This is a genomic window from Sulfitobacter sp. AS59 (assembly GCF_038899995.1).
Taxonomy (GTDB): domain Bacteria; phylum Pseudomonadota; class Alphaproteobacteria; order Rhodobacterales; family Rhodobacteraceae; genus Sulfitobacter.
Map to the genome: position 1 here is coordinate 596,405 of NZ_JBBMQK010000002.1, position 25,138 is coordinate 621,542.

26 protein-coding genes and 1 tRNA gene are annotated in these 25,138 nt (G+C 55.9%); 11 read left to right on the forward strand and 16 right to left on the reverse strand.

The genetic code is table 11. The features are described from left to right. Positions 1-3: 3 nt before the first annotated feature. From WNY39_RS07235 to WNY39_RS07250, 4 genes are all read right to left on the reverse strand, one after another. Positions 4-1,041, reverse strand: a complete 1,038-nt coding sequence (locus WNY39_RS07235) for a TRAP transporter substrate-binding protein (protein WP_341233864.1) — start codon at positions 1,039-1,041, stop codon at positions 4-6. A 69-nt stretch (positions 1,042-1,110) separates the two neighbouring features. Further along, positions 1,111-2,436, reverse strand: a complete 1,326-nt coding sequence (locus tag WNY39_RS07240) for a TRAP transporter large permease subunit (RefSeq protein ID WP_342844928.1) — start codon at positions 2,434-2,436, stop codon at positions 1,111-1,113. Then, on the reverse strand, positions 2,426-2,947 hold the full coding sequence (locus WNY39_RS07245; protein WP_342844929.1) for a TRAP transporter small permease subunit: 522 nt from the start codon (positions 2,945-2,947) through the stop codon (positions 2,426-2,428). The genes WNY39_RS07240 and WNY39_RS07245 overlap by 11 nt, the downstream gene beginning before the upstream one ends. Beyond that, positions 2,944-3,693 carry an N-formylglutamate amidohydrolase gene (locus WNY39_RS07250; RefSeq protein ID WP_342844930.1) on the reverse strand — a complete coding sequence of 250 codons (750 nt, stop codon included), beginning with the start codon at positions 3,691-3,693 and terminating at the stop codon, positions 2,944-2,946. Before WNY39_RS07250 ends, WNY39_RS07245 begins: the two co-directional genes overlap by 4 nt. 115 nt (positions 3,694-3,808) lie before the next feature. Between WNY39_RS07250 and WNY39_RS07255 the strand changes: the two genes are divergently transcribed. Then, a complete protein-coding gene (locus WNY39_RS07255) occupies positions 3,809-4,675 on the forward strand; it encodes a MurR/RpiR family transcriptional regulator (RefSeq protein ID WP_342844931.1) in 867 nt (288 codons plus the stop codon). A 90-nt stretch (positions 4,676-4,765) separates the two neighbouring features. On the opposite strand, the gene WNY39_RS07260 is transcribed toward WNY39_RS07255, so the two are convergent. The 4 genes from WNY39_RS07260 to WNY39_RS07275 all read right to left on the reverse strand — a co-directional run bounded on the left by WNY39_RS07260 (position 4,766) and on the right by WNY39_RS07275 (position 8,468). Then, positions 4,766-4,842: transfer RNA gene (locus WNY39_RS07260), tRNA-Arg, on the reverse strand. 78 nt (positions 4,843-4,920) lie between these two features. Next, positions 4,921-6,306: a HAMP domain-containing sensor histidine kinase gene (locus WNY39_RS07265; RefSeq protein WP_342844932.1), complete on the reverse strand. Its 1,386-nt coding sequence runs from the start codon at positions 6,304-6,306 to the stop codon at positions 4,921-4,923. Positions 6,307-6,318: 12 nt separating this feature from the next. After that, positions 6,319-7,737: an FAD-dependent oxidoreductase gene (locus WNY39_RS07270; RefSeq protein ID WP_342844933.1), complete on the reverse strand. Its 1,419-nt coding sequence runs from the start codon at positions 7,735-7,737 to the stop codon at positions 6,319-6,321. Next, positions 7,734-8,468, reverse strand: a complete 735-nt coding sequence (locus tag WNY39_RS07275) for a VTT domain-containing protein (protein ID WP_342844934.1) — start codon at positions 8,466-8,468, stop codon at positions 7,734-7,736. The genes WNY39_RS07270 and WNY39_RS07275 overlap by 4 nt, the downstream gene beginning before the upstream one ends. Positions 8,469-8,772: 304 nt before the next feature. On the opposite strand from WNY39_RS07275, the gene rpmH reads away from it, so the two are divergent. The 10 genes from rpmH to WNY39_RS07325 all read left to right on the forward strand — a co-directional run bounded on the left by rpmH (position 8,773) and on the right by WNY39_RS07325 (position 16,934). Then, positions 8,773-8,907: a 50S ribosomal protein L34 gene (rpmH, locus tag WNY39_RS07280; protein WP_184562158.1), complete on the forward strand. Its 135-nt coding sequence runs from the start codon at positions 8,773-8,775 to the stop codon at positions 8,905-8,907. A 25-nt stretch (positions 8,908-8,932) separates the two neighbouring features. After that, the gene (gene rnpA / locus WNY39_RS07285) at positions 8,933-9,349 is read left to right on the forward strand and encodes a ribonuclease P protein component (RefSeq protein WP_341233856.1); all 417 of its coding nucleotides are present in this window, start codon (positions 8,933-8,935) and stop codon (positions 9,347-9,349) included. Beyond that, positions 9,346-9,567, forward strand: a complete 222-nt coding sequence (gene yidD, locus WNY39_RS07290) for a membrane protein insertion efficiency factor YidD (protein ID WP_342844935.1) — start codon at positions 9,346-9,348, stop codon at positions 9,565-9,567. Before rnpA ends, yidD begins: the two co-directional genes overlap by 4 nt. A gap of 113 nt (positions 9,568-9,680) precedes the next feature. Beyond that, positions 9,681-10,508: a tRNA 2-thiocytidine(32) synthetase TtcA gene (gene ttcA, locus WNY39_RS07295; protein ID WP_342844936.1), complete on the forward strand. Its 828-nt coding sequence runs from the start codon at positions 9,681-9,683 to the stop codon at positions 10,506-10,508. Between the two features lie 124 nt (positions 10,509-10,632). Beyond that, the gene (locus WNY39_RS07300) at positions 10,633-12,180 is read left to right on the forward strand and encodes a GGDEF domain-containing phosphodiesterase (RefSeq protein ID WP_342844937.1); all 1,548 of its coding nucleotides are present in this window, start codon (positions 10,633-10,635) and stop codon (positions 12,178-12,180) included. A 115-nt stretch (positions 12,181-12,295) separates the two neighbouring features. Continuing rightward, complete coding sequence (gene yidC, locus WNY39_RS07305) at positions 12,296-14,137, forward strand: membrane protein insertase YidC (RefSeq protein ID WP_342844938.1); 1,842 nt, start codon at positions 12,296-12,298, stop codon at positions 14,135-14,137. Continuing rightward, complete coding sequence (locus WNY39_RS07310) at positions 14,137-14,889, forward strand: MOSC N-terminal beta barrel domain-containing protein (protein WP_342844939.1); 753 nt, start codon at positions 14,137-14,139, stop codon at positions 14,887-14,889. The genes yidC and WNY39_RS07310 overlap by 1 nt, the downstream gene beginning before the upstream one ends. Beyond that, positions 14,889-15,539 (forward strand): ribosome biogenesis GTP-binding protein YihA/YsxC, encoded by a 651-nt coding sequence (yihA, locus tag WNY39_RS07315; protein ID WP_342844940.1) that lies wholly within the window; start codon positions 14,889-14,891, stop codon positions 15,537-15,539. The genes WNY39_RS07310 and yihA overlap by 1 nt, the downstream gene beginning before the upstream one ends. A gap of 29 nt (positions 15,540-15,568) precedes the next feature. After that, positions 15,569-16,432: an acetylglutamate kinase gene (gene argB / locus WNY39_RS07320; RefSeq protein ID WP_342844941.1), complete on the forward strand. Its 864-nt coding sequence runs from the start codon at positions 15,569-15,571 to the stop codon at positions 16,430-16,432. A 1-nt stretch (position 16,433) separates the two neighbouring features. Next, the gene (locus tag WNY39_RS07325; protein WP_342844942.1) at positions 16,434-16,934 is read left to right on the forward strand and encodes a histidine phosphatase family protein; all 501 of its coding nucleotides are present in this window, start codon (positions 16,434-16,436) and stop codon (positions 16,932-16,934) included. Between the two features lie 29 nt (positions 16,935-16,963). Here WNY39_RS07325 and WNY39_RS07330 read toward each other — a convergent pair whose 3' ends face one another. The 8 genes from WNY39_RS07330 to WNY39_RS07365 all read right to left on the reverse strand — a co-directional run bounded on the left by WNY39_RS07330 (position 16,964) and on the right by WNY39_RS07365 (position 25,137). Beyond that, a complete protein-coding gene (locus tag WNY39_RS07330; RefSeq protein ID WP_093917665.1) occupies positions 16,964-17,734 on the reverse strand; it encodes an amino acid ABC transporter ATP-binding protein in 771 nt (256 codons plus the stop codon). Positions 17,735-17,749: 15 nt separating this feature from the next. Next, positions 17,750-19,045 carry an amino acid ABC transporter permease gene (locus WNY39_RS07335; protein ID WP_342844943.1) on the reverse strand — a complete coding sequence of 432 codons (1,296 nt, stop codon included), beginning with the start codon at positions 19,043-19,045 and terminating at the stop codon, positions 17,750-17,752. A gap of 1 nt (position 19,046) precedes the next feature. Next, the gene (locus tag WNY39_RS07340; protein ID WP_342844944.1) at positions 19,047-20,261 is read right to left on the reverse strand and encodes an ABC transporter permease subunit; all 1,215 of its coding nucleotides are present in this window, start codon (positions 20,259-20,261) and stop codon (positions 19,047-19,049) included. Positions 20,262-20,382: 121 nt separating this feature from the next. Next, complete coding sequence (locus tag WNY39_RS07345) at positions 20,383-21,399, reverse strand: amino acid ABC transporter substrate-binding protein (RefSeq protein ID WP_341233845.1); 1,017 nt, start codon at positions 21,397-21,399, stop codon at positions 20,383-20,385. A 185-nt stretch (positions 21,400-21,584) separates the two neighbouring features. Then, positions 21,585-22,298, reverse strand: a complete 714-nt coding sequence (locus WNY39_RS07350) for an ATP12 family protein (RefSeq protein ID WP_342844945.1) — start codon at positions 22,296-22,298, stop codon at positions 21,585-21,587. A 73-nt stretch (positions 22,299-22,371) separates the two neighbouring features. Continuing rightward, complete coding sequence (locus WNY39_RS07355) at positions 22,372-23,421, reverse strand: RluA family pseudouridine synthase (RefSeq protein ID WP_341233843.1); 1,050 nt, start codon at positions 23,419-23,421, stop codon at positions 22,372-22,374. Next, on the reverse strand, positions 23,418-23,798 hold the full coding sequence (gene crcB / locus WNY39_RS07360; protein WP_341233842.1) for a fluoride efflux transporter CrcB: 381 nt from the start codon (positions 23,796-23,798) through the stop codon (positions 23,418-23,420). Before crcB ends, WNY39_RS07355 begins: the two co-directional genes overlap by 4 nt. Positions 23,799-23,829: 31 nt before the next feature. Further along, positions 23,830-25,137, reverse strand: a complete 1,308-nt coding sequence (locus WNY39_RS07365; protein WP_342844946.1) for a replication-associated recombination protein A — start codon at positions 25,135-25,137, stop codon at positions 23,830-23,832. Position 25,138 lies beyond the last annotated feature (1 nt).

Sequence of the window (25,138 nt, forward strand, 5' to 3'; positions counted from 1 at the left end):
GGATCAGCCAAAGGTATAGGGCGGGCCCGCTTTCGATGTCACTTCGTTGTAGTCGCGGAAAATCTGAACGATCTTCGCGGCTGTTTCGCCTTCTTCGGCCATCTCGTCCCAGAACTTGACGGCTGCCTCTTCGACGACCTTCCATTCTTCCTGCGGGACCGATGTCAGCTCCAGCTTTTCGCCAGATGCGCGCAGACGCGCCTCGCCGCCCCAATACCACTGGTTGCGGTAGGTGTGGCTTGCCTCGATGGCCGAGGACACGATCTGTTTCAGGTGATCAGGCAGCTCTGCCCATTTCTCGGCGTTGACAAAGAACGACCCGATCCATGCGCCCGAAATGTTGTTGGTGCAGAAATAATTGGTCACATCTGCCCAGCCCACGGTGTAGTCTTCGGTGATGCCTGACCATGCCATACCGTCCAGCTCGCCTGTTTGAACGGCAACTTCGGCGTCCTCATAGGGGATGTTCACCGGCACAACACCAAACTGCGACAAGAAACGGCCAGCAGTTGGGAAGGTATAGAGTTTCAGACCGTCCATGTCGGCAAGCGATGTGATCGGTTTAACGGTGTTAAAGTTGCACGGATCCTGACCCGCAGCGGACAGCCAATGCACGCCAACCTTGGCGTATTCTTCACGCCAGATATCGGCCAGACCGTATTGGTTGAACAGCACAGGCACGTCCAACGCGTGCTTGGTCGCCAGCGGGAAATACCCGCCAAAGGACCGCACAGGTGTTGGCGACGCCATGGAATCATCATCCGAATGCACGCCGTCGATGGTGCCGCGCTGCAACGCCTGGAACAGCTCGCCCGTGGGAACGATTTGGTCTGCATAGAACAGTTCGATCTCAAGCTCGCCCTGACACGCAGCATTGATGGCGTCGATGGCGGGTTTTGTTACTTCTTCGCCCAGTGCCGCACCGGCATAGGTTTGAAAACGCCAGCGGATCGGTTCCTGCGCATGCAGGATCGACGGTGTGGCAATGGCTGCGGGACCTGCAATTGCGGCCCCCTTAAGAAACTTACGTCTGGTTGTCATGTGACATACTCCTTGTCGGGTTTCGGATTTCAAGGGCCGGTTCACCCGGCCACGTGGTGGTTAATTCGGTTACTTGCCGTAAACGTAATTGGGCAGCCAAAGGGCGATCTGCGGGAACAGCATCACAACGGCCAAGGCCAGTATCATCACACCCACAAACGGAATGATGGAACGGTAGATATCTGTAATCGTAATCTCGGGCGGGGCCATGGCCCGCATCAGGAACAGGTTATAGCCAAACGGCGGCGTCATATAAGCGATCTGACAGGTGATCGTGTATAGCACGCCGTACCACACCAGATCAAAGCCCAACGCGCCAACCAGCGGCACATACAGCGGGGCCACGATAACCAGCATTGCTGTGTCATCCAGAAAGGTGCCCATGACCAAAAATGACAGCTGCATCAGGATCAGGATCACCCAAGGGTTCAGCCCCCATTGTTCGGTAAACAGGTTTTCAATCGCCTTGACCGCACCCAGACCGTCAAACACCGCACCAAACGCCAGCGCCGCCAAAATGATCCACATGAACATACAGGTAATCGCAAGGGTCTGACGCACCGATGTCTCGAATACCTGCCGTGTCATACGCCCCTTAAGGATCGCGGCCAAAAAGGCGGCGATGGCCCCAATGGCCGAGCTTTCGACCAGCGATGTCCACCCGTTCACAAAGGGCACCATCATCACGGCAAAGATCACCACTGGCAGCAGCCCAGCGCGCAGCAGGCGCAGCTTTTCGGGCCAACCGACATCACGTTCTTCGGGCGACAGCGCTGGCCCAAGCTCTGGGTTAATCCGGCAGCGAATGGCGATATAGATAATGAACATCGTCGCCATCATCAGCCCCGGAATGGCCCCCGCCAGCCACAATTGCCCCACCGGCTGACGCGCGATCATCGCATATAGCACCAGCACCACGGATGGCGGCACAAGGATGCCCAAACTTGACCCGGCCTGAATGACACCCGTCACCATCAGCTTGTCATAATTCCGTTTCAGCAATTCAGGCAGCGCAATCGTTGCACCAATCGCCATCCCCGCAACAGACAACCCGTTCATGGCGGAAATCAGCACCATCAGACCGATTGTCCCAATCGCCAGCCCGCCCCGCACGCCGCCCATAAAGACGTGAAACATCTTATAGAGGTCATCCGCGATTTTAGACTCGGACAGCACATAGCCCATGAAGATGAACATCGGCAGGGTCAGCAACGGATACCAGCGCATCAGCTTGATCGCGGCTGAAAACCCGATGTCATAGCCGCCCCTGTCACCCCATAAAAACAGCGCAGCGATCACGGCGACAAAACCGATGGCACCAAACACCCGCTGCCCCGTCAGAAGCATCAGCATCATGGTCGAAAACATCAATATGGCGATCAGTTCATAGGGCATCGCGTGTGTCCTCACCGGATTTGAGGAAAAGGATGTCCTTGAACAGCTCAGAGACAGCTTGAAGCAACATCAGCGATATGCCGATGCACATGGTTACCTTGACCGGCCACATATAGGGGCGCCACGCCGTCGGGCTCCGTTCGCCACCGTATTTAAAGGAATACATCGTGGATTCGATTCCGCCCCACAGCAGGATGAACAGATAAGCCAGCAAAAACAGTACAGTAATGCAATCGGTCCACGCCTTTTTGCGCGGGGTCAGTTCGGCATAGAACAGGTCCATCCGCACGTTCGCGCCCATTTGCATCGCGTAGGGGCCGCCCAGAATGTAATAGCCCACCATGACAAACTGCGCCATTTCCAGCGTCCAAAGCTGGGGTGATGCAAAGGTCTTATTGTAGGACGACCATAGCAAAATGCCCATCAGGACAAAGATGCCATACATCGCGATACGGCCCAGCCCGTGGTTAAACCCATCCACAACCGAGATATATTTGCGCATGGCGTTCATTTATCAGCCTCGTGGAAAAGAGAGGGGAACGCGGCGGTAAGCGATCCAACCAGATGTTGCGCCATTGCTTTTGCCTTTGGTCCGGTATCGATCAGGTCATTTCGGATTTCGATCATCACGGCTGGCACACCGTGCGCCTCTCCGTGTTTCTCAAGGGAATAGGTCACACCATCCGTGGCTGCATAAGGTTCGTTCAACGCTGCTAGATAAGTGCCTTGCGCCTGTTCTTGCGCCAAAAGCGCTTGGGCAGCCGAGGGATCAGAGTGATAGAGATACCCCAACTCTACCTCGCGCTTTTTGCCGTTATAGATCGGGGTAAAGCTGTGAATGGTGACGACCAGCTGCGGTGCCATCCGGGCGCGCTGTTTATCCACGGCGTCGTGAAACGGTGTGTGCACTTGGTCAAACCGGTCCTGTTTTCCCTGCTCGGACAGGCCCGCATTCCCCGGAATATCGAAAACTTCGCTGCGGGCCGGAACGCAATCCGGCGCAGCAAGGGGCCTGTTACAATCATAGATCAGGCGCGAAACACCGCCGGCCACCAATGGCGCATCAAGCGCGTCACATAGTTCAATCGCGACATCCAGCGCACCAATATCCCACGCAGCATGGGACGCCTGCGCATCTGCGCTAAGCCCCAAATCGAACGTATCAGGGATAAAATTGGATGCGTGTTCGCATATCAACAACACCGGGGTCTGCCCGCTGCTACCAATCACCCGCGCCGCTGTCCAATCGCTGCTCAAAACGAAAATATCCTTTTTGACTGGCCCCCATCACTACAGATTTTTCTAGCCTGTCAAGAATTTTCCTGTAACCTTTGCTTCATACACAGAATTTCTGTACCGAAAGGAACAGCTTTTGCACAAAAAAGCACTCGTCCGCGATTTGCTAAAAGAAAAGCAGACAGAGCTTACGGCAGCAGAGCGCAAATTGTCCGCTGTTCTGCTCGACGATTCCTTGTTGACCGGCCTGCAATCCATCAACCGGTTGGCCGAATGCGCCGAGGTGTCATCGCCCACCATTATTCGATTGGCGCGCAAACTGGGCTTCGACGGGTTCTCGGATATGCAAGACGCCATCCGCGAGGAAATCGGCGCGCGGATGAAGCAACCACTGGCCAAGCTGGATGCCGTGGCCCCTACTGACAGCCGCGATCACATGGTCTCGCGGTTTATCGAGGCAGTGTCCGACAACATCAACCGCACACTAGACCGCCTTGATCTGGCAGAATTCAATCAGGTCGCCGAAGTGCTGTCGGACCCCGCCCATCGCCTTTATTTATTGGGTGGGCGTATCACGCGGTCCAACGCGCATTACTTTTTTAACCACCTACAAATCATCCGCCCCAAGGTGACGCTGCTGGATTCATCGCCAAGCGTCTGGCCGCAATCCTTGCTGGATATGGATGCCGGTGCGATTTTGGTGATCTTTGACATCCGCCGTTACGAGAAAGAGCTGGAAAAACTGGCCAATCTTGCCGTGAAACAGGGGGCAAGCATTGTGCTGTTCACCGACGCATGGGGGTCGCCCATCGAAAAACACGCGCGGTTCTGTTTTCGCTCAATGGTCGAAGTCCCGTCGAGCTGGGATTCGACCCTTGCGATCAATTTCCTGATCGAAGCACTGGTTGCTGAGATTCAGCTGCGCAGCTCTGATCAAAGTGCAGACCGCATTGCAGCCCTTGAACAGATGATCGGTGAGTCGCGAATCTTTCGCAGCAACTGATCACGCCCAGTCGTGGACGGAGCGGGGAATTACGAATCCGCTCGTGCCTTCGGATCATACCAAGAAGGCGGGATATAGCTGAGAGAATAATGGTGCACCCGAGAGGATTCGAACCTCTGACCCCCTGATTCGTAGTCAGGTACTCTATCCAGCTGAGCTACGGGTGCACTACGGCGCGGTTTAGTTCTGGGCGCAGAGCTTTGCAACCCCTTGTTTGGCCTGAATTGCAATTTCCTGCCGTTGACCTAGAACGTGCCATCGCCTTTGGGCAGCGATATGCGGAAAACGGTCCCCGATGCGCCGGTTTCCTTTAGTTCAAGCGTACCACCATGGCCGCGCACCAATTCGGCAGCGATGGCAAGGCCAAGGCCAGAGCCGCCCTTGCGCGCGCCGCCCCGAAAGGCTGTGAACAGATGCTCGCGCGCCTTTGGCGGCAGGCCGGGGCCGTCATCTTGGACATCAATCACCCAATATCCGGGCTGATCCGTGGCGGTTAAACGAATCTCTCCGCCCTGCCCTGTGGCGGCAATCGCCTGACGGGCGTTGCGTGTCAGGTTAGACAGCACACGGAATAACTGTTCAGGGTCGGCACGAACTTTCAGGTTTTCGGGGACATCCATCACAAATTTGATATCAGCCCCATCAGCGGCCAGACGCTCGTTCTCAACAACATCTTGGATGATGTGATCCAATGCGGTGACCGTCAGTGTCGGGCTGGGTTCTTCGGCCTTACCGAAGGCCAGCGTTGATTCGCACAGATGCACAGCACGGGTGATGGAGCTGACCAGCTTGGGGGCCATCCGTTTCACGCTGGGGTCCTCGGACATCTCGATACGGTCGGTAAACAGCTGCGCGGTGGTCAGGATGTTGCGCAAATCGTGGCTGACCTTGCTGACCGCCTGCCCCAACTGCGCCAAACGTTCTTTCTGGCGCAAAGCTTGGGTCAGCTCCGTCTCAAGCTTCATCAAGGCTTCCTCGGCCTCGCGGACCTCGGTCACACCGGCCGAGGGCGTGATAATGCGGCGGGCGTCTTCGGGGGCCAGCGCATAGTTTTGCATATGGCCAACGACGCCCTTGATCGGTTTCAACAATAACACCCGCAACGCGACGAACAGCAACGATGCAGTAATGATCGAGATCACGGCAGACAGCAGCAAAATGCGAAGCCCATAATCAATCATCGCGTCGCGCAGCGGCACGGTCTGCATGGTAATTTCGATCGAACTCCCCGCATCCTGAACCGGCGCACCGATCACCCGGATCACACCGTCCCGCGTATCAGCCAATTGCATGAACGCGTCCCTGATCAAAATCAGCGGCGTAGAATCGCGCAGATCATAGGTGTTGATAATCGACTGCGGCATGGGCGATGACAGCACCAATTGCCGCACCTCGTCGCGCCGCAACACCACGTTGAACACCTCGGCGGTCCTTAACAGCTCGGCCTCGAGCGCGGGATCAATCATGTCATTGGCCAGCAGCGTCAGCGATGCAATCTGCGCCCGTTCAAGCCGGTTCATCAGGTATTCTTCGCGGAACCGCGCGATGGTCGGGACGAAAATCAGAACCTCTGCCAACATCACAAAGACGGTGGTTAGAATAAGCAATCGGCCTGAAAAGGATTTCAACATGCGCGGCGTGCCCTAGGGGATGAACCGTTGCACCAATCGCACGACGGTCTTGACCAGATCGCTTTCGAACAGCCGCGGCGAGAAATAGGCCCCTGCCGCGCGTTTATTGACTTCGCCAATCGTGGGGTACGGTGCAACCATGCCTGCAATCTGGCTCATTTTCATGTTATTTGCCAGTGCCAATGCCCACAGGTTGATCAGCTCGCCCGCCTGATAGCCGACAATGCTGACGCCAACGGGCCGGCCTTTAACCACCATGACCTTGATAAACCCCTTGGTTTTCCGCTCCGCAATCGCGCGGTCGTTGTGATTATAGTGAAAGCGTACCACCTCGACCTTGTCGCCGTGCTCTTCTTTGGCCTGCGCTTCGGTCAGGCCGACCTGAGACAATTCGGGGTCAGTATATGTTGCCCAAGGGATATGCGCGGTCTTGGCTTTGGACGGGATCGCAAACATCAGTGATCTAATCACAACGCCAGCGTGATAGCCCGCGACATGGGTGAATTGCATGCCACCTGCCACGTCACCAATCGCATAAATCTTGCGATTCGTCGTGCGCAGGGATGCATCCACCTTGATGCCGTTCTTGGTGGGTTCGACCCCGGCTTTGTCCAGGTCCAGCCTATCTGTATTCGTCTTGCGCCCAACAGCGACGAGCAGATGCGAGCCCTTGAACACGCGGCCATCCTTAGATTTCACCACAATCGCACCGACATCACCGCTGATCTCGGATGCCTCAGCATCTTCTGCAATCTCAACGCCCTCGTCTTTCAGCGATTGAAGCACGATTGCAGCCGTTTCGGGATCGTCCTTGGCCAGCGCCTTGCTGCCTTCGATCACCGTCACTTGGCAGCCCATGCGAATATGTGCCTGAGCCATTTCCATGCCGATGGGTCCGCCGCCAATGATCAACAGATGATCGGGTTTCTCGCGCAGATCGAACAGGGTTTCGTTCGTCTCGTGCGGGGTCTTGTCCAACCCAGGAATCGGCGGCACCAAGGGGGACGACCCGGTCGCAATCACGATACGGCGCGCCTTGATGATCGTGTCACCGGCCTGCACCTCATCCTTCGAGATAAAGCGCCCGAATTCACGGATCACGTTGACCCCGAACCCCTCGAACCGTTCTTGACTGTCGACGGGGGCAATCTGCGCGATCACATCGGCCACGTGGTCTTTGGCCGCTGCATAATCCACATTGCCCGCGCCGTTGGTCACGCCAAACTGTTCCGAATGCCGCTGGCCGTATGCCGCCTTACCCGTCGCGATCAACGCTTTTGAGGGGACACAGCCGTAGTTCAGGCAATCGCCGCCCATTTTGTGCCCCTCAAGCAGGACAACATCCGCCCCCATTTGCGCGGCCCCCGCCGCAACAGACAGCCCGCCAGAACCTGCGCCAATGATCAAAAGATCGGTTTTAATACGGTTCATTTCAGCAGTTCCTTTTTGCCAGTGACGGCTTTCAGTATTACGGGAAGAAGCGACAAGGCACCGAGGCCGAGAATAGGTAGCAAAACATATGGCTCGAATATGACGCCGAAATTCGGTGTCTCACCACGGGCGAACACTGTACCTAGCCCCGCGCCGATCGACGTAAAGACCAATGACCCGGGAATAATTCCCAGAAATGTCGAGATTACAAAACGGTACAGCATGACGCCCAGAAACGCAGGGATCAGGTTGGCGACAAAAAACGGCACCACAGGTACAAACCGGATAAAGAACAACATTGACCACTGGTTTTTATCGATCCCGTCCTTAATTTTACGCACCATACCCTCTGACGCATCCATGCGCGCCTTGAGCTTTTCGCCAAAGCCCATCCGCGCGGCCAGAAAAATCACAACGGCCCCTAGGGTGGCCCCTGTCACGTTAAAAAGCACACCAAAGAAGGTACCAAACAGGAACCCCCCCGTGATGGTGGTGATCCCGGCCCCCGGCAGTGAAAACCCCACAATCAGGATATAGGTCGCGATGAAGACAAGGACAGTCAGCACGTAATGCGCATCACGAAATGCGATCAATGCCTCGTGATTATCGCGCAGCGTTTCAAAGGTCAGGTAATCACGCAGCGTGAAAAAGCCCACGATTGCCACAAGAACGATCACAGCGATTGGCAGGTATCCAAGCCATGCGGGTTTGTTGTCTGTCTGATCTGCCATGTCTCGGGTCGCCCTCTATGTCGGTCAATGTGGCCGCGTACCCTATAGATGGGCCACATCGCCGTTGTCAGACAGAGGCATCACGCGCGCTTGATCGCAAACCCCTGTATGTTGCAGAAAACCAAGGTTATGATAGCTTATTGAAACAGTCGGCGGGAAAAATCGCCGTTTTTATTGCAGCTTCGCCAAATTTGCCGTCTCAAGGGTTTGACTTGCGGGCGCAGCAGCTTTAGAGGCAGGGCTTGAATTGACAGTGATGCGCCGAATCTGGTGTTGATCTAACGTATTAAGTGGAGCCGGAGCGATGAAACGCACCTTTCAACCTTCAAACCTTGTGCGCAAGCGGCGCCACGGTTTCCGTGCACGTATGGCAACAAAAGCGGGTCGCAAGATCATCAACTCGCGCCGTGCCCAAGGCCGGAAAGAACTGAGCGCGTAATTCGCGCTTTCAGGACTTTGCAATTATGACACCGTCGGAAGCACCCATGGATGGCACCAACGCCGCCCAACGGGAACCGCTTCCGGCGGTTTCTTTGCGTTTGACCACCCTCAAAAACAGGCCCGACTTTCAACGGGCCACCAGATCGCCCCGCGTCGCCATGCCGGGATTTATCCTGCAGATGCGCAAACGCGCCCCAGACGAGGCCGAAGGCGTCCGCGTCGGGTTCACCTGTTCGAAAAAGGTCGGGAATGCCGTCGCGCGCAATCGCGCCAAACGCCGTCTGCGCGAAATTGCCCGCTTGGCCTTGCCGGACCACGGTCGCGACGGGATGGACTACGTGTTGATCGGGCGGCAGGGCGCGACCGCCAGCATTCCCTTTTCGCAGCTTCAGGCCGATCTCATCAAAGCGCTCAACATCCTACACGGCAAAGCCAAATGACAGTATTGGCGCGCATTCTTGCTGGTCCGGTGCATGTTTACCGCTTGGTTTTCAGCCCGTGGATTGGCCAAAACTGCCGCTATCAGCCGACATGCAGCGCCTACGCGCTTGAAGCTTTAAACAAACATGGCGGCATCAAAGGCGGCTGGCTTGCCCTGCGCCGTATTGCACGCTGTCATCCGTGGGGTGGCAGCGGCATTGATAACGTGCCGGACTAGCTGCCTGTTGGCCCTGCGGTTTACAGTCAAAGCTCATACAAAATGCCGCCATCGCGCGCGCCAGACTTAAACCGCCGCTTGATCGGCGCAGGCAGTTGATCTAAGCCAAGCCCATGCTGGATCAACCTGACGATATTCACCCGCTTTTTTACGGTGCACCCCAAAGCACCGAATTTCGCAAACTGCGCAAGCGGCTTGTGAGGCACACGCGCGAGGCGATTGAACAATATGGCATGATCGAACCAGGGACCAAATGGCTGGTTTGCATGTCCGGCGGCAAGGATAGCTATACTTTGCTGGCTATTCTGCACGAACTGAAATGGCGCGGATTGCTACCGGTTGAGCTTATCGCCTGCAATCTGGATCAGGGTCAGCCGAATTTCCCTGCTACCGTTTTGCCAGCATTTCTTGAAAAAATGGGCGTTCCGCATCGCATTGAATATCAAGATACCTATTCAATCGTGATGGATAAAATACCTGCAGGCCGCACGTTCTGTGCCCTGTGCAGCCGATTGCGTCGTGGCCATTTGTACCGCATCGCCCGCGAAGAAGGCTGCAGCGCGGTTGTCTTGGGCCATCACCGCGATGACATTTTAGAGACATTTTTCATGAATTTGTTTCACGGCGGAAGGCTGGCGACGATGCCGCCCAAACTGCTGAATGAAGAAGGCGATGTTTTCGTGTATCGGCCACTCGCCCATGTTGCCGAGGTTGATTGCGAAAAATTCTCTAACGCCATGAGTTACCCTATTATTCCTTGTGATCTATGTGGATCGCAAGACGGTCTGCAACGTCAACAGGTCAAGGCGATTCTGGATGGTTGGGAAGCCAACAGTCCTGGTCGTCGTCAGGTGATGTTCCGCGCCCTGATGAACGCCAGACCCTCCCACCTGTTGGACCCGAAACTGTTCGATTTTGCTGCGTTGACCCGAAATACCTAGCAGAATTTCGTCTAATCTTATGCATTCAGGTTGGAAGAAAACAGGAACATTAACCTGACAGATACCAGCAAGCCCCTAGTGCTGATCCAACGACGCGCAAGCCGCGTCAGATGGGGGTTTAACGATGGCGCGCAGTTTGCAGGCAACAGTTCTACACTTGGGACGCAGCATTTCAACGATCATGACCGGCCCCCCGGCGTTGGCGTTTTTACCCGCCCTTTGCCTGTCTACCTACTGGTTCGGTGGCGAAGAGGCGTTACTGATCTGCGCCGTCGCCATCCCCCTTACCTATCTTTTTCTAGGCAGTTTTTATGGGTCAGCGAACCAACTGCTTCTGGCCCGCGAAGGGGTTACAGGCCTCCTGCAACCAAATGCGTTCAAAGACTTGGCCGATCAGGTATTTCTAAAAGCGACTGAAATCGGGTGGAAATCAGCCGTCTTTTCATTCGAGATAGAGGATTTTTCCGAATTACAAAACCGCTTTGGAAAGGCCGCCGCGGATCAGGTCAGAACACAGATTTCAGAACGTTTGATGTCATCCCTTCGTGACAAGGACAGCGTGGGCATCGTCGACAATGTTACCTTTGCCGTCTGCCTTGATCCGGTGCGCCACCTTGATCTTGAGCTTTGCATCCAAATGGCCGCGAGGCTGCAACGCGTGTCGGAAGACCCTATTTCCATAGACGGCACCGTTATTTACGTTTCGGTCTCTGTCGGATTTTGCCAGCACAGCAGATCGCCCAGCAACACTGGCGAAGGTTGGTTGGGTGCCGCACTTACCGCGCTGAAAGAGGCAACGCGCCACGGGCCATCAGGCATCCGTGCCTTTACCGACCGCATGATACCGCCAACCGCACATTCTGCCGCCCTTATCGACGAAGTTGCGCAGGCGCTTGAGAATGGTCAGATCATGCCTTGGTTCCAGCCCCAGATATCGACCGAAACAGGCCAAATCAGCGGGTTCGAGGCATTGGCCAGATGGTCTCACCCGACCCGCGGCATGCTGCTCCCATCAGATTTCCTGCCCGCATTAGAACAGGCTGAATTGTCGGAACGGCTTGCCGAGATGATGATGTATCACGCGTTCGCAGCAGTACAAAGCTGGGACGCAGCCGGGTTACACGTGCCGCAAATCGGCGTGAATTTTGCCGGTTCTGAACTTAGTAACCCCTTACTCATTCGAAAAATCAGCTGGGAATTGGATCGCTTTGACCTCACAGCAGGCAGGCTGGCGATTGAGGTGCTTGAAACAGTCGTAGCAAGCGCGCCTGATGACATGATCACCCGAAACATCAATGCATTGGGCGACCTAGGCTGCCGGATTGACCTAGACGATTTTGGCACGGGCCACGCCTCTATCACTTCGATCCGACGGTTTGGCGTAAACCGCATAAAAATCGACCGCTCCTTTGTCTTGAGGGCCGACCGTGACCCTGAACAACAACGCATGATCAGCGCGATCCTCACCATGGCAGAAAGATTGGGTGTAGAGACGCTGGCCGAAGGGGTCGAAACCGTTGGAGAACACGTCATTCTGGCCCAACTTGGCTGCGACCATGTCCAAGGCTTCGGGATTGCGCACCCGATGCCCATGGACGAAACAATTGCGTGGATCGAAGCGCATAACGCAAAACTGCACGACGTTCCAAGGATCATGGGTGGAAAAGCATAGTTCCGCGGCCCGAAACCAACTTCAATACTACAGGCGAAAGGCCGAATCTGCTTGACCTTTGGTGCTGCACTCTGTTGAACCCACGCTGATATTATAGACATCAGGTGGCGGTCATATGGACGATCAGAACAAGAATCTCATCATAGCGACGGTTCTAAGTTTCATAGTGATCCTTGGGTGGTTCGTACTATTCCCCCCTCCGGAAACCACACCCGCCGTTCAGGAAACGGCTGCGGCAACCTCGGGTGGCACCGCTGCGCCAATCGCGTCGGTGCCAACCGGCACGAATGCGGCAACAACGCCTGCGTCCTCCGAAACCCGGGCAGACGCCCTTGAACAAGCGCCGCGCATCCCGGTCGAGACTGCGCGCCTTACCGGGTCCATCTCGCTTTTGGGCGGTCGGGTCGATGATCTGATGCTTAAAGATTACCGGACGACAATTGACGACGACGCACCGATTGTGACGCTCTTGTCCCCCGCCGGCACTGATGATGCCTATTACGCGCTTTACGGCTGGGCCGCTGGTGCGGGCATCGCCCCCGAACAGGTCCCAGGTCCCAACACGCTTTGGTCTTTGACTGAAGGCGACACCCTTACGGTGGGTAGCCCTGTTACGATGACATGGGATAACGGCGCGGGTCAGGTTTTCTCTCGGGTTATCTCCATCGATGAAAACTATATGTTCAACGTCGCGCAATCGGTTGAAAACACATCCGATACATCTGTGACGATGGCCCCTTATGGGATCATTGCCCGGCACGGCATTCCGTCTGACGCGCAAAACTTCTTTATTCTTCACGAAGGTATGGTCGCCATGAACAATGGCGAACTTCTTGAAACAGGTTGGGACGATATCCCGGACCTTGATCCGATTAACGGTGTGCCATCGGAACGGATTGACGGCGTCACGAACGGCTGGATCGGTTTCACCGGCCACTATTTCATGACAAACCTTATCCCCGACCCTGCACAAGCATCGCGCCTGACGGTCAAATATCTGCCAAACACCGAAATCTTCCAGACCGAAGCCGTATTGCCGACGCAAACGATTGCATCGGGCACGACCGCGACAGTGACAACCCAGTTGTTCGCCGGTGCAAAGGAATGGGAAATCCTGCGCGAGTATGAGGCAAAAGGTGTCTACAAGTTTATCGACTCGATCGATTGGGGCTGGTTCTTCTTCCTGACCAAGCCAATCTTCTGGGTGCTGCACCACCTGAACCTGCTGATCGGCAACATGGGTGTCGCCATCATCGGGCTTACCCTGCTGATCAAGGCGCTGTTGTTCCCGCTGGCCTATAAATCATATGTCTCGATGGCAAAGATGAAAGAGCTTCAGCCCCAGATGGAGAAGCTGAAAAAGGACGCTGGCGAAGATCGCCAAAAACTTCAGCAAGGCATGATGGAGCTGTACAAGCGCGAGAAGGTAAACCCCGCAGCGGGCTGTTTGCCGATCGTGATGCAGATCCCGATCTTTTTCTCGCTCTACAAGGTGATCTTTGTCACGCTCGAGCTGCGCCACGCGCCTTTCTTTGGTCCCTTCCAGGACCTGAGCGCGCCGGACCCCACATCGATTTTCAACTTTTACGGCCTTCTGCCATGGGCTTCACCTGATGCGGGTTCGATCATGGCCCTGGTATTTATCGGTATTTTGCCGCTGCTATTGGGCATATCCATGTTCCTTCAGCAAAAGCTGAACCCGGCCCCCACAGACCCGACACAGCAAATGATTTTCGCCTGGATGCCATGGGTGTTTATGTTCATGCTGGGTGGCTTTGCATCGGGTCTAGTCGTCTACTGGATCGCGAACAACACCATCACATTTACGCAGCAGTACCTGATCATGCGCAGCCAAGGGTATAAACCTGATCTGCTTGGGAACATTACAAGCGGGCTGAAACGCAAGGACAAATCCGCTGCAAACGATCCTAAGGCGCCGTCCAAAGGCAAAAAGTAATGCAGGTCTGCGCCCTTTACCGGCACCCGATAAAAAGCCACGGGCGCGAGGCAATTGAGAGAGTGCACCTTGCTCAGGGCGCGACCATGCCTTGGGATCGGGTATGGGCCGTGACGCACGAGGCGACAAAGTTTGATGCAGGCGCGCCCAAATGGGCGAGCTGCAATAACTTTATGATCGGCTCGCGCACCCCAGGTCTGGCCGGGATTTGGGCGATAATGGATGAAGCTGACCGTGCAATTACGTTGACACATCAGGCCCTTGCATCGCTGACCTTTCACCCCGACGACCCTGCTGAAACTGCGCGTTTCCTTGACTGGGTTGCACCGCTTTGCCCGTCAAACCGTGCGGCACCAACGGCCATCGTTGCGGCACCGAACCGGGGGATGACGGATACCACCTATCCGTCGGTATCCATCATGAACACGGCATCGCACCACGCGGTCGCGGATGCCTTGGGGGTTGAGATCACCAAAGAACGCTGGCGCGGTAATATCTGGCTGGATGATACTGCGGCATGGTCTGAATTTGGCTGGATCGGCCGCGACGTCAAAATCGGAGACGCGGTATTGCGCATCCGCGAGCCGATCAAACGGTGCCCCGTCACCAACACAAACCCGATTACAGGCGAACGCGACACAGCGACGCTGGATATTTTGAACAGCGTATTTGGACATCAGAATTTTGGCGTCTATGCTGAGGTCATCACATCAGGCGATATCGCGCTTGGCACAAAAGCAGAGGTAATCTGATGCAAATTCAATTTAATATCGCAGAAGAACCCGACGCGCTGACCGCTGAAAAGGGCCGGCTGCTGTTCGCGGGTGAGACCGAGTTCGTAAAGGGTGTCGTTGCCATGGACGGGCTACCGCCTGCCGACCGTTTGGAGGTTTGCTTTGCCGGGCGGTCAAACGTGGGCAAATCAACACTGATCAACGCCTTGACCGGGATGAAAGCCCTCGCGCGGGCCTCGAACACACCGGGCCGGACGCAAGAGATTAACTATTTCACCGCGGGCGACGATCATTACCTCGTCGATCTGCCGGGCTATGGCTATGCGAATGCCCCCCTGCCCGTGGTCGAGAAATGGCAGCGTCTGCTCAAGCAATATCTGTCCGGTCGCCAAACATTGCGCCGGGCCTTTGTGTTGATCGATGCGCGCCATGGCGTCAAAAAGGTTGATGAAGAAATCATGTCCCTGCTGGACAGTTCTGCAGTGACCTTTCAATGCGTCTTGACCAAAGCTGACAAAGTGAAAGAAGCAGAGCGCGGCAAGATCTTGGAGCAGGTTCGTGCGGCCCTTGCCAAACACCCCGCTGCCTATCCGGAAATCGTCGTGACATCGTCGGAAAAGGGTTGGGGTATTCCGACATTGCGTGCGATTATCAGCACGTTAACGTAGAATACACCCTTGGGTACCTTAGGCATAGAATGAGAAAACAAGAGATGAACCGCGACTGGATCGCCACAGCGCAAACCCTAAGCCAGGCTTTGCCCTATCTTCAACGCTATGCCGACGCCACGGTGGTGATCAAGCTGGGCGGCCATGCCATGGGCAGCGACGAGGCGATGGAAGAATTCGCCCGTGATGTCGCCCTGATGCGTCAGGTTGGCGTGAACCCTGTGATCATCCACGGCGGCGGCCCGATGATCAACAGCATGCTCAAGCGGCTCAATATCAAATCTGAATTTATTAACGGCAAGCGTGTGACCGACGCTGCGACTATGGAAGTGGTCGAGATGGTTTTGTCGGGCCTTGTGAACGCGCGTATCGTGCAGGCCATCACCGCCCAAGGCGGACGCTGTGTGGGCGTATCTGGCAAAGACAGCGGTCTGATCATCTGCGACCAGGAAGACCCCGAATTGGGCCTCGTTGGGGCCCCTAAAGAGGTTAACCCCCGCCTTTTGCGTGATCTGGCCGACAAGGGCATCATTCCGGTCATTGCCCCCTTGGGAATGGGCCGCAACGGCGAGACATTTAACATCAACGGCGACACCGCAGCCGGTGCAATTGCTGCCGCGCTCAAGGCTGACCGCTTGCTGTTGCTGACGGATGTTGCAGGCGTCAAAAACGCCGATGGCGAGGTGCTGACCGAACTTACAGCCGCCCAAATTCGCGAGATGATCGCAGATGGGACGATTGCCGGCGGCATGATCCCCAAGACGGAAACCGCCCTGAACGCAATCGAAGGCGGTGTGCGTGCCGCTGTCATCCTTGACGGTCGCGCACCTAATGCCTGCCTGCTTGAGCTGTTTACCGAGCATGGTGCCGGCAGCATCATCCGCAAGGGTTAAGATGAAACGTCTTGTCCTGATGCGGCATGCAAAGTCGGATTGGTCAGGTGCCACATCCGACCATGATCGCCCGCTAAATACACGCGGCCGCGCCAGTGCCGCAGCGCTTGGTGATTGGCTGCGTGAACAAAAGATAGCCCCCGATACCGTTCTTTGTTCGACCGCCACACGCGCCGCCGAAACGTTGGAAGGTCTTGCGCTTGGTCCTGACACCGACGTGCAGTTTACCCGCGATCTGTATCTCGCTGATCCAGAAACGATCTTGGCCACGCTGCGGGGTGCATCGGGCGATACCGTCGTGATCATCGGCCACAATCCCGGCATCGGCACGATGGCCGGAATGATTGTCGAAACGTCAGACAACGGCGGGATCACCGACTATCCCACGGGTGCAACGCTTGTCGCGACATTTAGTGTTGAGGATTGGGCGGACGTGAAATGGCGTATGGGTACGATGGATCAGTTCGTCGTGCCCCGCGATTTACCCGCGCCGCAGCAGTAAGGCGAGGTTTCCCCCGCCTTACTGGTATTTTAGTGACCCAGAATCTGGCTCAGGAACAGTTGTGTCCGTGGGCTTTGTGGGTTGTTAAAGAACTCTTCAGGTTCGTTTTGCTCAACGATCTGACCTTCATCCATAAAGATCACGCGGTTGGCGACCTGACGGGCAAAGCCCATCTCATGGGTCACGCAAAGCATGGTCATGCCTTCTTCGGCGAGTTCGACCATGGTGTCCAAGACTTCTTTGATCATCTCGGGGTCAAGCGCGGATGTCGGTTCATCAAACAGCATGATGCGCGGGCGCATACACAGGCTGCGCGCAATCGCCACGCGCTGCTGCTGACCACCGGAAAGCTGGCCGGGGTACTTGTCCGCTTGATCAGGGATCTTAACCTTTTCAAGGAAATGCATCGCGATTTCTTCGGCTTCTTTCTTGGGTGTTTTGCGTACCCAGATCGGTGCCAAGGTGCAGTTCTCAAGGATCGTCAGATGCGGGAAGAGGTTAAAGTGCTGGAAGCACATGCCAACCTCTGACCGGATCTTGTCGATGTTTTTCACATCAGAGGACAACACAGTGCCATCAACTTCGATCAGGCCTTTTTGGTGTTCTTCCAACGCGTTGATGCAACGGATCAGCGTCGATTTACCCGACCCGGATGGGCCCGCGATGACGATACGTTCGCCACGGTAAACGGTCAGATCAATATCGCGCAGCACGTGAAATGTGCCGTACCACTTGTTCATCCCTTGAATGCTAATGGCGACCTCGTCCGAGACCTGTAGTGCTTTTGCTTGTTCAGCCATAATAACAGCCTTTCCTTAATGGTGGTCGGTCTGGAGTTGACGTTCCAGCCATTGTGAATATTGCGAGATGCCGTAGCAAACGACGAAGAACAGAAGGGCGGCAAAGCCCCAGAGTTCCCAATAAACGCCGTTCCAATCGGTCGAGGCGAGGATCGGACCGCGGATCATGCCCACGAGATCGAACATCGAAATGATCGAAACCAGTGTGGTGTCTTTGAACAGACCCACAGCGACGTTCACGATGCCCGGGATCGAGATCTTCAACGCCTGCGGCAGAATGATCAGACGCATAGACTGCGCATAATCAAGGCCAAGGCTTTCAGCGCCCTCGTATTGGCCACGCGGCAACGCCGCCAGACCGCCACGAATAACTTCGGCGATATATGCTGATGCGAACATCGTGATCATGATGATCACGCGCAAGATCAGGTCAAAGCTGGTTCCCGGTGGCAAGAAATATGCCAAAACCACGTTTGCGACGAACAGCAAGGTGATCAACGGCACGCCGCGGATGAATTCGATAAACACCACGCAAATCATCTTGATGATCGGCAGGCGAGACTGACGGCCAAGGGCCAACAGAATACCCAGAGGCAGCGAGAGCGACACGCACACCACCCCAAGGATCATGTTCAGCATAAAGCCACCCATGTTCCGCGACACCACTTCCTCAAGCGCGAGAGCGCCCGACAAGCTTGGTGTGATCATGCTCAAGACGAACCATACTACCGCAGCGGCGACGACACCGCCTGCCAGTCCGGCTGCAAAGCTTGTTTTCACAAGTTTACCATAGACGACATAGCCGACGACAATGCTGACGAGCGCCGAGACCGGCACCAACAACGAGCCACCCCAGATCAACCAGAATGCGATGAAAGGATACAGCGCAGTAACGATCAGCAACTGGCGCGGCAAGTTTGAAAACAGAACCGGTGCAACAGCAACGAACAGCAGCACAAAGGCCAATGTCGGGCGCCAGTATCCGTCTTGTGGATACGAAATACCGAACAACAGCTGGTTCCACCGCTCGGCCAGAACCGAGAAACAGCCCCCTGTCGCGCCATCCAATACTTCACGACATTCGCGGATGTTGGATGTCGTCCAGACGCCGCCCAGCAACCAAGGTAGGAAGCCGGAAAGCAGCACATAGATCACGTACAGCGCGGCAATCGTCAGAATGGTATAAGGGATCGACGAAAAGAGACTTTCGCGGACCCATTTGACCGGGCCTTGTGCCGTTGATGGCGGTGCGGCCTGGGGCAGCATCGTATCACGGACATAGGTAACGGTTTGGGCATGTGTATCTGACATATTACCGCTCCTTCAGGCTGACGTTTTTGTTGTAGACGTTCATAATCGCAGAGATCGACAAAGAGATCGTGAGATAGAACAGCATCAACAACAGCACGCATTCGATCGCGCGGCCCGTCTGGTTCAAGGTGATCCCGCCCAGCGTCGCCGTAATGTCGGCATAGCCAACCGCGATTGCCAGAGACGAGTTTTTGGTGATGTTCAGGTATTGCGAAATCAGCGGTGGAATGATCACCCGCAAGGCTTGCGGCAAGACGACCAAGTTCATGACCCGCTTGGGGCGCAAGCCCAGCGATGCCGCGGCCTCGGTCTGGCCTTTAGGGATCGCCTGAATACCGGCCCGCACGTTTTCCGCAATAAAGGCACCGGTATAGACCGACAACGCCAGCCAAAGTGCGATCAATGGCGCGCCAATTTGAATACCACCGCGAAAGTTAAACCCTTTCAGCGCAGGCATATCCAACCCGATGGGGCTGCCCATGATGAAGAACATCAAAATAGTTGGGACAATCAGGATCGCCAAGGTCGGCCAGCCGGTTGGCAACAGTTTACCGGTTTCAAACAACAGTTTGACGGCGTAGCGGCGATAGAAAACCACTGCGATAATCGACAGAATGAAGGTCGCCACGACCATCATCGAGCCCGGCCCCCACACTGGCGCGGGTATATAAACACCGCGGTTGGTGAAGGCGAATGCATCAAACAACATGCTAGAAGTGGCGTTGTCACCGCGGAACGCGTTAGGCGCAGGCAGAACCGCCGTCATCAGCGTGTAGATCATCAAGATCCAGATCAGCACGGGGATGTTGCGGAAAATCTCGACGTAGACGGACATCAGCTTGGACACGAGCCAGTTTTTCGACAGGCGCGCAACACCGGCGATCACACCGATCACTGTGGCTGTCAGACAGGCCAGAAATGCGACAAGCAAGGTGTTGATAATACCAACCATCGCCGCCCGAAGGTTCGAGGATTGGCTGTTATAGTCAATCAGCGTTTGGTTGATATCGTAACCCGCTGGAACGCCCAGGAAATCATACGAGATATTGAGGCCCGCTTCGGCGAGGTTGCGCATCAAGTTGACGCCCAAAAAGGCCATCAGCGCAATCAACAGCACCAAAGCGATAAATTGGAATGTATAGGATCTATAGCGGGTGTCGTTCAGCAACATCGACAGCCGGAACGAGCCCTGTTGAGGGTCGGACATTGTCGTCATCAGATTATCCCTGTGTTCCGGATCCATTCATGCGCATCATTCGATATCGCTGGCCGGTTTTGTTTTTTTGTCTTGAAAGGCGCAAAGGGCGTGGAAAAATCCACGCCCTTTGGCAAAGTTCTTAGCGGAAAGGAGGCGCGTACATCAGGCCGCCATCTGTCCACTGAGCGTTCAGGCCACGGGCCAGACCGATTGGTGTTTCTTCGCCGATGTTCTTGGCAAAGATTTCACCGTAGTTGCCTTGAGACGCGATTGCGTTCTTGGCCCAGTTGGCTTCAAGACCCAACATTTCACCCAACGTACCTTCGGAACCCAACAGGCGGGCAACTTCGGGGTTGGTTGTGTTCATGGACATTTCTTCGACGTTTGCCGATGTAACACCCAGCTCTTCAGCTGCGATCAGAGCGTACAGAACCCAACGTGTCACGTCGCCCCAGTCGTTGTCGCCGTGGCGAACCACTGGACCCAAAGGCTCTTTCGAGATGATTTCTGGCAGGATCACGTGATCGCCAGGGTTCTCGAATGTGGCACGTGTGGATGCCAGACCGGATGCGTCAGTTGTGTAAGTGTCGCATGCACCGGCAAGGTACTGCTGCTGGCCTTCGGCGTTTGTCTCGATTGGCACGGGCTCGTACGAGATGTTGTTGGAGCGGAAGAAGTCAGCAAGGTTCAGTTCGGTTGTTGTACCGGTTTGAATGCAGACAGTCGCGCCATCCAGATCCTTGGCGGAAGAAACGCCCAAGGATTTTGGAACCATGAAGCCTTGGCCGTCATAGTAGTTCACACCGATAAAGTCGAACTTCAGGTCGACATCGCGGGAGAACGTCCATGTTGTGTTACGCGCAAGAAAGTCGATCTCGCCCGAGGCAAGCGCTGTGAAGCGTGTTTTGCCGGTTGTTGGAATGAATTCAACGGCTGTTGGATCACCAAAAACGGCGGCTGCAACGGCGCGGCATACCGCAACGTCGAAACCTTCCCATTCGCCATTGGCGTTTGGTGCGGCAAAGCCGACAAGACCAGTTGTTACACCACAGTTCAGCTTGCCGCGCGCTTTCACGTCGTCAAGTGTTGCGGCCGCGGACGCACCGGCGAGAACGCCAGCAACTGTCAGCGCACCGAAAAATACGGATTTATTCATAGTTACCTCTTCCTGATTTCCACCACGTTCATGGGTGGTTTAACCGACACCTTTTTTGGGTCGGAGGCTATTTTAATGGAATGATCCCATTAGTGCTACGGAGTTTGGGCGAATTTATGCCGGCGCGTCAAGGCTATATGCCTAAAAAACAGCCTCGACCAAAGGGCAACCGCCTAGTTTCCCAGCTAGGTGGCCTTGCTCAGGTCAAACATTAACTTTGCGTGAAGAAAACTGCCCTTTTTGGCGGCAGCAAGCGCTTCTGCATCATCGTCTTTGCCCCATAATTCGGCCTGCCAGATCTCATCCAGGCGCGACATATCCCAAAGCGATTCCATTTCGCGGGCATTCATCGCCGCAGCAAAGCCTAAAACCAGTGATCCAGACAGGCTGACAAGGTCGTGGAATGCCGCCAATTCAAAGTGATCCAAGGCATGTGTCCGACGGGTCAGACCCGCAAACACGTCGGGGTCTTGGGGGACATGCATGATACCTGTGCGCGGCTGCAACCTTGCGCCCAACGCATCCTCTGCCCAGTCAAGCATCGGGTCCCAGACAGCGCTTTGGCGGTCAACCAGCTCTTGCGGGCTGTCCGCCCGGTAACATAGCAGATCGCAATCGCCATATGCCGCCAACATATCGGCGACTTCGGTATGCTGAACCGCAACCTTGTCGATCGCGGCATTGGCGGTTTTCGTGCATGGCATCGTTTGCGGGTTGATCACCCCGTCCTGCGCTTGCCATTCAGCGGCGATTGCATCGGCCATCTTGGCCGTTGGCAACACCAGCAACTGCTTTGCCGGCGTTTTGATCGGACGGCCATCCAGCTCGACCGAATGCCCCCCCTCACGCGCGACAACCTGCGCCTCTTTCCAAAAGCGTTTGGCTTTCCAATCACTCATTTTTCAATGCTCCAGATTTGGGTCGGCACTGCTGGCACCTGATCGGGTTGATTGATCAAGTGCCCTGCTGCGCTTACGCCCAGTCTTCCTCGAACGGGTCAGCGGGTACATCCGATGGCGACCATTGGAACGTGTTCCACGTGCGCACCATATGGTCAGGCATCGGCGCGATCAGGTTCAGTCGGGCCTTGGTCACCGGATGCTCAAGCGTCAAGGACCGCGCATGCAGATGCAGCTTTTTCGAGATGTCGCCGCCCAGTTGCGCGCCCCACCCGTCGCCCATGTTTTCCTGACCGGAGCCACCGTATTTGCCGTCACCGACAATCGGATGCCCGATCTCGGCCATATGCGCACGCAGCTGGTGCGTACGACCGGTGACGGGGATCAGCGCGACCCAACAGGTGCGGTTGCCCGCTTGTGCCAATGTCGCGTAATCCGTCGTGGCGCGCTTGGCCCCTTCGGTGGTGTCCATGTCCTTGGGGTGGACGCAATACATCTTTTCGCCCTCGCCCCGCGCACCGTGACCGAACGCTTTGACCAAACCGAATTTAATCGTCCCGTTCTTGGGGTGTGGAACACCAGCGACAGCCGCCCAGTAAATCTTGCGCGTTTGGCGGTGGCGGAACGATGATGTCAGGTCAGCCGCAATCGACCGCGTGCGCGCCATGATCAGCACACCCGAGGTGTCTTTATCCAAGCGGTGCACAAGCCGTGGCTTTTCATCCAGATCGAACATCAGCGCATCAGCCAAGGCATCAACGTGACGATCAGATTGCCCTGACCCACCCTGCACGGGCAGGCCCGGCGGCTTGTTCAGGGCGATAATGTAATCGTCACGGTAAATCACACAGGACCGGATGAATTTGGCATCCGCATCCGAAATCCGTGTGCGTTTTGGTGGTGGTGGGGCTTCGGTATCGGGCAGCGGTGGAATGCGAATTTCCTGCCCGACCTCTAGCCGCGTAGACGCTTTGACCCGCCCGCCATCGACACGAATTTCACCCTTGCGGCACATCTTTTCGATACGCCCCTGACTGATCAGCGGGAACATACGTTTGAACCAGCGGTCCAACCGCTGATCCCCGTCGCCCTGTTCAATGATCAGGTTCTGAACCCGGCTCATGCAAATACTCCTCTGGCCACCATCAGGCCCAGCATTAATCCTAGCACCGACAGCCCGACTGACAGTGCCACATATATCCCTGCCGATGCGATCTGGCCGCGCTCGATCAGTGTTACCGTTTCCAGCGAAAACGATGAGAACGTCGTAAAGCCGCCCAAGATACCCGTCGCAATGAACGGGTTCAGATGAGTCAGGCCTTTTTGCGCGGCTGCCACAATGAACAGCCCCATAATGAACGATCCCAGAATGTTCACCGTCAACACAGCCACCGGAAAATCCAGAATGCCAAAGGCACGCATAATCCCGACACCCCAAAGGTATCGCAAGGACGCGCCAATCGCACCACCAAGGGCCACAAAGAACAGGGTAGAAATCATCTGCGGTCTGTCACGCGTTGCGCGCGGATTGTCAAGTTTTGCGCGTCGCGCGCAGCTTTTCAAAATAATCGAGCCGCTTTTTCAGGTCACGCTCGAACCCGCGTTCAACGGGCTGATACAACTGCGGCCGCTCCATCCCGTCGGGAAAGTAGTTCTGCCCCGAAAACCCGTCTTCGGCATCGTGATCATAGGCATAGCCCGCACCGTACCCCTGATCTTTCATCAGGTTGGTTGGCGCATTCATGATATGTTTGGGCGGCGGGGCGGACCCGGTCTGTTTTGCGGCGCGCCGCGCGGATTTATAGGCGACATAGGCGGCGTTCGATTTTGGGGCCAACGCCAGATAGGTCACAGCCTGCGCCAGCGCCAATTCCCCCTCGGGCGATCCGAGCCGCTCGTAGGTTTCCCATGACTGCAGGCAGATCGCTTGCGCCTGAGGATCGGCAAGCCCGATATCCTCGACCGCCATGCGGGTGATCCGACGCATCAGATAGCGCGGGTCTTCACCGCCCTCCAGCATCCGTGCCAACCAATAAAGCGACGCATCAGGGTCGGACCCGCGGACCGATTTATGCAGCGCCGAGATCAGATTGTAATGCGCGTCGCCACCTTTGTCGTACTGTGCTGCCCGCCGCATCAACCGCGCCGATAGCGCCTTGCCATCCAACGCGCCGTCCACTTTCCACGCCGCAACCTGTTCGATCAGGTTGAGCAAGGCGCGTCCGTCCCCATCTGCCATCTCAAGCAGGTTTTCCCGCGCAGCACTATCCAAAGGCAACGGGCGGCCCAGTTCGGCCTCTGCCCGCTCTGCCAGAAACTCAAGATCAGCATGCGGCAAGCGTTCAAGCACCAACACCTGCGATCTGCTCAGCACAGCGGCGTTCAGTTCGAAAGACGGGTTTTCCGTGGTCGCGCCGACCAGCAAAATCGTACCGTCCTCCATATGCGGCAGGAAACCGTCTTGCTGCGCCTTGTTGAAACGGTGGATTTCGTCAACGAACAGCAATGTCCCCTGCCCGTTCTGCCGCCTGATCTTGGCCGCCTCGAACACCTTGCGTAATTCGGGAACACCGCTGAAAATCGCGCTGATCTGGACAAAATGCAGGTCGGTTTCATCCGCCAGCAGCCGCGCGATCGTGGTCTTGCCAACGCCCGGCGGACCCCAGAAAATCAGCGAGCCTAAAGACCCCGATTCAAGCATTACCGTAAGCGGCGCATCCGGGCCCAATACCTGCCGTTGTCCGATTACCTCGGCCAAGGATTTTGGTCGCAACCGGTCCGCAAGCGGGCGATGCCCCCCTTCTGCTACGACTGCTGGACTGCCAAACAGATCCGCCACA

Excerpts from the sequence above, each read along its gene's own strand:
- WNY39_RS07235 (WP_341233864.1), bottom strand. The coding sequence starts at position 1,041 with ATGACAACCAGACGTAAGTTTCTTAAGGGGGCCGCAATTGCAGGTCCC.
- WNY39_RS07240 (WP_342844928.1), bottom strand. The coding sequence starts at position 2,436 with ATGCCCTATGAACTGATCGCCATATTGATGTTTTCGACCATGATGCTG.
- WNY39_RS07245 (WP_342844929.1), bottom strand. The coding sequence starts at position 2,947 with ATGAACGCCATGCGCAAATATATCTCGGTTGTGGATGGGTTTAACCAC.
- WNY39_RS07265 (WP_342844932.1), bottom strand. The coding sequence starts at position 6,306 with ATGTTGAAATCCTTTTCAGGCCGATTGCTTATTCTAACCACCGTCTTT.
- WNY39_RS07270 (WP_342844933.1), bottom strand. The coding sequence starts at position 7,737 with ATGAACCGTATTAAAACCGATCTTTTGATCATTGGCGCAGGTTCTGGC.
- WNY39_RS07275 (WP_342844934.1), bottom strand. The coding sequence starts at position 8,468 with ATGGCAGATCAGACAGACAACAAACCCGCATGGCTTGGATACCTGCCA.
- rpmH (WP_184562158.1), top strand. The coding sequence starts at position 8,773 with ATGAAACGCACCTTTCAACCTTCAAACCTTGTGCGCAAGCGGCGCCAC.
- rnpA (WP_341233856.1), top strand. The coding sequence starts at position 8,933 with ATGACACCGTCGGAAGCACCCATGGATGGCACCAACGCCGCCCAACGG.
- yidD (WP_342844935.1), top strand. The coding sequence starts at position 9,346 with ATGACAGTATTGGCGCGCATTCTTGCTGGTCCGGTGCATGTTTACCGC.
- ttcA (WP_342844936.1), top strand. The coding sequence starts at position 9,681 with ATGCTGGATCAACCTGACGATATTCACCCGCTTTTTTACGGTGCACCC.
- WNY39_RS07300 (WP_342844937.1), top strand. The coding sequence starts at position 10,633 with ATGGCGCGCAGTTTGCAGGCAACAGTTCTACACTTGGGACGCAGCATT.
- yidC (WP_342844938.1), top strand. The coding sequence starts at position 12,296 with ATGGACGATCAGAACAAGAATCTCATCATAGCGACGGTTCTAAGTTTC.
- WNY39_RS07310 (WP_342844939.1), top strand. The coding sequence starts at position 14,137 with ATGCAGGTCTGCGCCCTTTACCGGCACCCGATAAAAAGCCACGGGCGC.
- yihA (WP_342844940.1), top strand. The coding sequence starts at position 14,889 with ATGCAAATTCAATTTAATATCGCAGAAGAACCCGACGCGCTGACCGCT.
- argB (WP_342844941.1), top strand. The coding sequence starts at position 15,569 with ATGAGAAAACAAGAGATGAACCGCGACTGGATCGCCACAGCGCAAACC.
- WNY39_RS07325 (WP_342844942.1), top strand. The coding sequence starts at position 16,434 with ATGAAACGTCTTGTCCTGATGCGGCATGCAAAGTCGGATTGGTCAGGT.
- WNY39_RS07330 (WP_093917665.1), bottom strand. The coding sequence starts at position 17,734 with ATGGCTGAACAAGCAAAAGCACTACAGGTCTCGGACGAGGTCGCCATT.
- WNY39_RS07335 (WP_342844943.1), bottom strand. The coding sequence starts at position 19,045 with ATGTCAGATACACATGCCCAAACCGTTACCTATGTCCGTGATACGATG.
- WNY39_RS07340 (WP_342844944.1), bottom strand. The coding sequence starts at position 20,261 with ATGACGACAATGTCCGACCCTCAACAGGGCTCGTTCCGGCTGTCGATG.
- WNY39_RS07345 (WP_341233845.1), bottom strand. The coding sequence starts at position 21,399 with ATGAATAAATCCGTATTTTTCGGTGCGCTGACAGTTGCTGGCGTTCTC.
- WNY39_RS07350 (WP_342844945.1), bottom strand. The coding sequence starts at position 22,298 with ATGAGTGATTGGAAAGCCAAACGCTTTTGGAAAGAGGCGCAGGTTGTC.
- WNY39_RS07355 (WP_341233843.1), bottom strand. The coding sequence starts at position 23,421 with ATGAGCCGGGTTCAGAACCTGATCATTGAACAGGGCGACGGGGATCAG.
- crcB (WP_341233842.1), bottom strand. The coding sequence starts at position 23,798 with ATGATTTCTACCCTGTTCTTTGTGGCCCTTGGTGGTGCGATTGGCGCG.